The 5,892-nt window shown below is 63.3% G+C and carries 5 protein-coding genes; all 5 read right to left on the bottom strand.

Annotated features, from left to right (window positions below):
• Window positions 1-205: 205 nt before the first annotated feature.
• Window positions 206-556, bottom strand: coding sequence for a hypothetical protein (locus ACVOK8_RS19035; protein ID WP_481568181.1), 351 nt, complete (start codon window positions 554-556; stop codon window positions 206-208).
• A gap of 295 nt (window positions 557-851) precedes the next feature.
• A complete protein-coding gene (locus tag ACVOK8_RS19030) occupies window positions 852-1,940 on the bottom strand; it encodes a DNA glycosylase AlkZ-like family protein (protein WP_481568180.1) in 1,089 nt (362 codons plus the stop codon).
• Window positions 1,941-2,029: 89 nt separating this feature from the next.
• Window positions 2,030-3,181: a YncE family protein gene (locus ACVOK8_RS19025; protein WP_481568179.1), complete on the bottom strand. Its 1,152-nt coding sequence runs from the start codon at window positions 3,179-3,181 to the stop codon at window positions 2,030-2,032.
• Window positions 3,182-3,328: 147 nt separating this feature from the next.
• Window positions 3,329-4,105 carry a hypothetical protein gene (locus ACVOK8_RS19020; RefSeq protein WP_481568178.1) on the bottom strand — a complete coding sequence of 259 codons (777 nt, stop codon included), beginning with the start codon at window positions 4,103-4,105 and terminating at the stop codon, window positions 3,329-3,331.
• 252 nt (window positions 4,106-4,357) lie between these two features.
• Complete coding sequence (locus ACVOK8_RS19015) at window positions 4,358-5,551, bottom strand: GGDEF domain-containing protein (RefSeq protein WP_481568177.1); 1,194 nt, start codon at window positions 5,549-5,551, stop codon at window positions 4,358-4,360.
• Window positions 5,552-5,892: the final 341 nt, after the last annotated feature.

Genomic DNA, 5,892 nt, shown 5'->3' with positions numbered 1-5,892 from the left:
GCGCGGCGCGGCGCGCGCGCCCCCGGGGCTCGCTCCGCCTGGGCGCGCGCGCCGGCGGCCCGGCGCCCCCCCCCCCCCCCCGCCCCCCGCCCGGCGCCCCCCCCCCCACTACGCCCCCTCCCTTTCGCGTCGCGAAGGAGAGGCTTGGGGAGGGGTTGGCTCTTCGCTGGCTGACACAGCAATGGCTTCGCGGCTCACGCCGCTCCTACATTCTCGGCGCCGACGCGCGCCGCAGCGCGAGGTTGTAGGTCGTCGCATAGATCGCAGTCACCGACAATGGCACCACGATCGTGCGCAGTATCTCCGGCGTACCAGCCAGCCAATGGATGCTGCTGAGCAGACTCAGCGAAGCGATCACAGCAACCATCGGCGGCACCCAATAACCGGACCTCCCCGGCAAGCGGGCAGACAGTGCCTCGATCATTCGCTTCAGGAACAAGGTGATCAGCGCCGACAACGTGCCCTGCACCACTCCCGCGATCAACGGCCGCGGCATCGGGTGCGCCAGATTGGCGAAGGTGGCCCAGCTACCCATGGCGATGAAAGCCACAGTCATATGCAAGGCACTATTGCGAGCTGCTGCGGCAGTAGTTGGCGACACGCGTGTGATCCTATGGGCGGAGCAGTACAACGGCGCTGCAGCATGACGGATGCAGTAGCCATGGTTCAACTCGCCCGCACCGCCCGAGCTGGAGAACCATCAGCACCAACCTGACAAAACCGGTCTGGCACCCGGATCAGCTGACAGCAACCACAGAGAAACTGTGGACATCGCAGAGATGAGACCGTTTCATCTCCAAAGGCCGCGGATACGCAAGGGCGGCACCGCAGCCAGCAGAAGGTTCAGCTCACTATTCCACTCCAAGAAACACCCGCACGCGCGCCAACTCCGCATCCAACTCCTGGGCAAAAGCAGCATCACGCGGACCTCGCCCTTCGACGTACCGCAACTCAGCGTTCAACGCCCCGCCTGCAACCGACACATTGCCCCAGCCGATCACCCGATCACCCCACAACAGCGGCAGAGCGTAGTAACCCAACTTGCGCTTGGGTACAGGTGTGTATGCCTCGAAGCGATACGCCCAGCCCCAAAGCAACTCGAAACGGCGGCGGTCCCACACCACCGGGTCAAACGGCGTCAGCAGCCGCACCTGTGCATCCGGCTCCCAGCGACGGCTCTCCACACGCTCGTCAGCCGGCCAAACCCAATCAACGCCATCCACCCGCGTTCGCTGCAAACGTTGCCGCGCACGCAACAGCGCAGCCTTGCGCGCGTCTTTCCACTGCGGAACGCCATTGCCAAGATAGGCCACCAACTGACCGAGGCTGGCATCCGGCAATGGCGCGTACTTGCCGACAATCAGATCAATCAGCGCATCCATGCGCGCATCGACATCACTCTTGTGAACCGGTGGTGCCGCATCGCGCGCCGCATACACGCGCGTACCGCCATCACGCCGCGCCACCCGCAGCAGCCCGCGATAGTGCATGCCATCGAGCAGCTGCGTGCTGGCATTGGACGAGCCACCGAACCAATTGGTGGTCTTGCCATGTGCGAAGTGCGCGTCCACCTCACGCGGATGCACCGCACCACGCTCGGCGATGAAGGCCTGCACCGCCTGCGCCTGCTTCCAACGTGCAGGCGTCCATTCCATTCGCGCCTGCCGTGGATGCATCAAGGCATGATGCCCACGCGGCAGGAAGCCATAGTTGACGAAGAAGTCTTCCTCGATGGGAAGGCGTGGATAGCGCTGTTCTAAATCACCAGCGCGGTAACCCACTACTCTGTGCCGCAGGGTGAGGTCCTGTGCCCGTGCGGGCGCGCGGATTGGATCGGCCTGGACAAAGCCCAGCTTCGCAATCGCCCGCATCAGCGTGGTCGGCTTGAACAGCGAACGGGCAACCGCGTAGCGGCGCAGATGATCGAGCGTGATGGCCATGGGCCGATGATGCCAGCAACCGTGGAAGAAAGGCCAAGGCACGCATGGCTGCCTTGGCCCCGGACACTCCGGTTGCAGAAGCTGCTGCGTCAGCTGCCCAGATCGATGCGGGCGACGGCTTCCTCAGCACCCTTCGGGTCGCTCTCGCCATTCTTGATGCTGACGTACAACACGTTGTTCTCCGCATCCAGCGCCAGGCTGTTCGGATGCGTCGGCACCGACCAGCTGGCCACCTGCTGGTAGCTGTCGCTGTCGTAGGCGGTCACGCTGCCCGCTTCGCGGTTGGTCACATACAGGCGCTTGCGCGGTGCATCCAGCAGGATGCCCAAGGGGCCTGCATCGGTCGGGATGCTGGCCAGTTCGGCGCCACTACTGCGATCAAGCACCAGCACGCGCTTACCCGGATGGCGCGAGGCGAAGCCTTCAATGCTGCTGGCCTGGTATTTGCGGATCATCTCCAAGCCTTGATCGGTGACGAACAAGCGCTTGCCGGCGGTGTCCAGCGCGATGTTCATCGGCTGCTCGGCGCTGACCTGGAAGCGCTGCTCGACCTTGCCGCTGTCGGTGCCGACGGTGACCACTTCACCCAACAGGTTGCTGGTGTAAACCCGCTTGCCTGATGCATCCAGCGCAAGCCCTGGCGCCTTGGCCTTGCCCAGCCCCTCGATGGTGTCGATCAAGCGCAGCGACTGCGTATCGACCACGAACAACACGCTGCCTTCCTGCGAATGACCAGTCACGTACAGGCGATGGTTTGGAGCATCCACCACCAGCTCACGCAGATCGTGGCTGTAGTAGGACTTGCCGTCCTTGTCGGTGACCTTCTCCATCAGCTGCACAGTGCCGATGGCCTTGTTCTGCGCGGTATCGACCACCGTCACCGAGGTGTCGACGGTATTGCCGACATACAGGCGATTGTTGGCGTCATCCAGCACCACGCCAAAGCCCTTGCGCTCCAGCGGGATGCGCTGCTGCACGGCAAGCGTGGTGGGATCCAGGCGCAGCACCTGGGCCGGCCCGGCGTCATCGCCAAAGCCGCCGGATGAGGCAACGAACACGGCGTTCTGTGCAGGACTGTAAGCCAGTTCGTACAGGCCCTTGGCGACGGCCTGACGCTGCACAGCGGCAGCAGCGCTACTGGCGCCTGCAACCGGCGATGCCGCCGAAGCAGCCGGTGCAACTACCGCAAGAGAGACCGCCAGCGCGAGCGCAGCGGAACGGAACAGGGGGGATTTCGACATTGCGAGCTTCCTTGATAGGGCACGAAGGGTGTCCTGGCTCGCTGCGCCGTTGTCGAACGGGAATGGCTGGCTGGTGGCCGCATGGTAGTGCAAAACCGGGGTCAGAGTCAGGTTCCTGGATTGCCCTGCTACCTTGAAGCCGACGCCCTATTCCCTGGCTTCGCGCCTTTCGAGATCTGCGCTGCACTGCAGCCCAACCGCATGTTGCACCCGATAGCCAATTTTCCGAGCCATCGCCTCCATGCCATCAAGGCGCGCATGCAGGAAGCTACTGGCCGGCAACAACGCTCTCAAGCGCTCACTGATGGGAATCGACCAGTTTTCTGGCGCTGAATCCCTTTTATTATCGGGTTCGCCCAAACGCCAAGGCAGCATCAGCGCCTTCTGCGATTCCGAGTGCAACACCTGCCGTCGCCCATCGGCCCAGATCAGTTGAATGACTGCGAACGGATAGTCATCGGTCCAGCTGATGCCATCGCCATACAGCTCATCCACCAACGTCTGCACGCCCTTGTTCTTGACGTATTGGGCGCCGACCAAGCGCTGCGTTGCTTTGCTGCAACCGTTCGATGGGTGGCTCTGCCAATCCCCGCTGGGGATCAACTGGCCGCGACGATAGTGCGCGGCGACGCCGCGAACCCCACGCCCCCGATCCCAGGCCGGCTCGCGAACCGCGTCAACCAAGGCCGCTACTGCCGCGGCATCAACATCCCGGCGCAGGCCTTTGCGACCACCATTGCGGTCCTCGTAGCTGCCCTGCAAGGTGTAATCCTGCCTGCCAGCCAGCCGCTCAAGCACGAAGTTTTCCTCGATCATGTCCCAGCCCATGTGCTGGTAACTGATGAGGACGCGGACGGGTAGACCCTCCGCCTGCGCTGCGGCCGTCGCCGGCAGCAAGAACACCAGCAGCAGGAGCATCGGCACCCCGACTATCCGGCGCAGGCACCGACGCAGCAAAGTTGCAGCGCAACCCGGATCTGTTCGGCCGCAAAGCGAATAGGGAAAGCAGATAGGAAAGCGTTCGATGACCGAGCGCCCATCGGCTCGCCCAGCAGACACTTGCCAGTTCAACGCACGTGCAAACCAGAATCGCATGCTCCCCCTCCGAAGTTCAGCTGCCACTGTTTGCTGCAGCACCGCCCAAGAATGCCAGCAATCCGACGCGGGCACAGACAGCTAGTGAACTGTATCCAGCATTGCATTAACTCGACTCTGACCCCGATTTTGCTCCACACGATTGCGGCCAGTGTTCTTGCCGCGGTACAGCGCCGCATCGGCCTGCTGCATGGCGTGGCTCAAACCTGCCGCGCTGGCAAAGCTATCCGAGACACCGATGGTCACCGTGCAGCGCAGCCCTTCGTAACGTGCGCCCTGCACCATCACCGCTTGCTCGATGCCGCTGCGTACGCGCTCGGCCACACGCAGGGCTGGCGCGTCGTCGGCGCCAATGCAGATGGCGGCAAATTCCTCGCCGCCCAGCCTGCAGACCAGATCGCCCTTGCGCACCGAAGCGCGCAGGGCATCAGCAACGCCGCACAGCACGGCGTCGCCTACCTGATGGCCATAGGTATCGTTGATGTTCTTGAAGTGGTCCACGTCGACCAGCAGCAATCGCGCCGAAGTGCCGGGACGTTGGAAGCAGGAACTCAGCTCCGTGCCCAAGCCGCGACGGTTGAGCAGCTTCGTCAGCGGATCGCGCGCCGCCATGAACCGCAATTTGTCGGTAAGCCTACGCAGCACCAGCCAGACGATCGATGGCGGCAGGATGGTCGCCAGCGAGCACATGTAGACGTAGAAGATCATCGAGAACTGGCCGTCCATGCTCAGCGCCTCGAAGCCGCCGGACAGCAGCTTGCTGAGCTTGATGACATTCAGCACGCAGATGCCGCTGATCAAACCGGCAAACAGCAGCACCTCACCGCGCAGGTCCTTCGCGAAGCTGCGCGCGCCGTACAACAGCACCGCCACCATGCTGACGAACCACACAGCACAGGTACCTGCCAGCAGCGCATAGCGCGCCACCGGGCCCACGGACCAGTTCACCAGAATCTGCAGGAGGCTGTAGCCCACCGCCAGGTACAACAGCGGCCTGGCCAACGGCGTAGCAAGGCCAAAGAAGCGCGCCCCGCCCACGCAGTACGCCAGCAAGGCGCACAGCGTCAGCGTGTGGTTGACCATGCTGGTCCAGCTCCAGCCCGGCGGCCCTTCCAGCAGTTGCAGCACATAGGCCCCGCCCAGCATCAGGTTGGCCGCCGCAAAGACGTCCATACCCATCTTCTCGTCCTGAAGGCGACGACTGATGAGTTGGAACATCAAGCTGAAGCTCAGCAGGTAAACGCAGAGCATGCCGACAAGGAGGGTGGCGATCATTGGGTGTTCGACAAAAAGGCAGGCGAAGGCGCGCTGGTCCACCTCATGTGGAACGACGGATGCCAAACAAGAACTCGCAACGCTGCCGCTGATCCCCCGGCACCGCGTTGTCCCCGCGCGTATCGTACCGAATTCGGTTGGGGTTACGGGGTTTGGAGCGGGCTGGACGGGGCATGTAAACGGTTACGGGGGCTCTTACGTTGGCCGGGGGTAAAACCGGGGTCACCGTCGGGGTTGGAAGAGAAAACCCCCGGCGTCCCCGCGGTTTAAAAGACCACCGGCAAACCGCCGAAGGCCGACAACGCCAAACACACCATACCAGGGGCCCCAAAAAACACACC

Source organism: Stenotrophomonas sp. STEN083 (assembly GCF_056759195.1).
Note: the sequence above shows the minus strand (reverse complement) of the source record. Positions and strands in the feature narration are given on the sequence as shown.

Coding starts and splice junctions, on each gene's coding strand:
- ACVOK8_RS19035 (WP_481568181.1), bottom strand. CDS start 556: ATGACTGTGGCTTTCATCGCCATGGGTAGCTGGGCCACCTTCGCCAAT.
- ACVOK8_RS19030 (WP_481568180.1), bottom strand. CDS start 1,940: ATGGCCATCACGCTCGATCATCTGCGCCGCTACGCGGTTGCCCGTTCG.
- ACVOK8_RS19025 (WP_481568179.1), bottom strand. CDS start 3,181: ATGTCGAAATCCCCCCTGTTCCGTTCCGCTGCGCTCGCGCTGGCGGTC.
- ACVOK8_RS19015 (WP_481568177.1), bottom strand. CDS start 5,551: ATGATCGCCACCCTCCTTGTCGGCATGCTCTGCGTTTACCTGCTGAGC.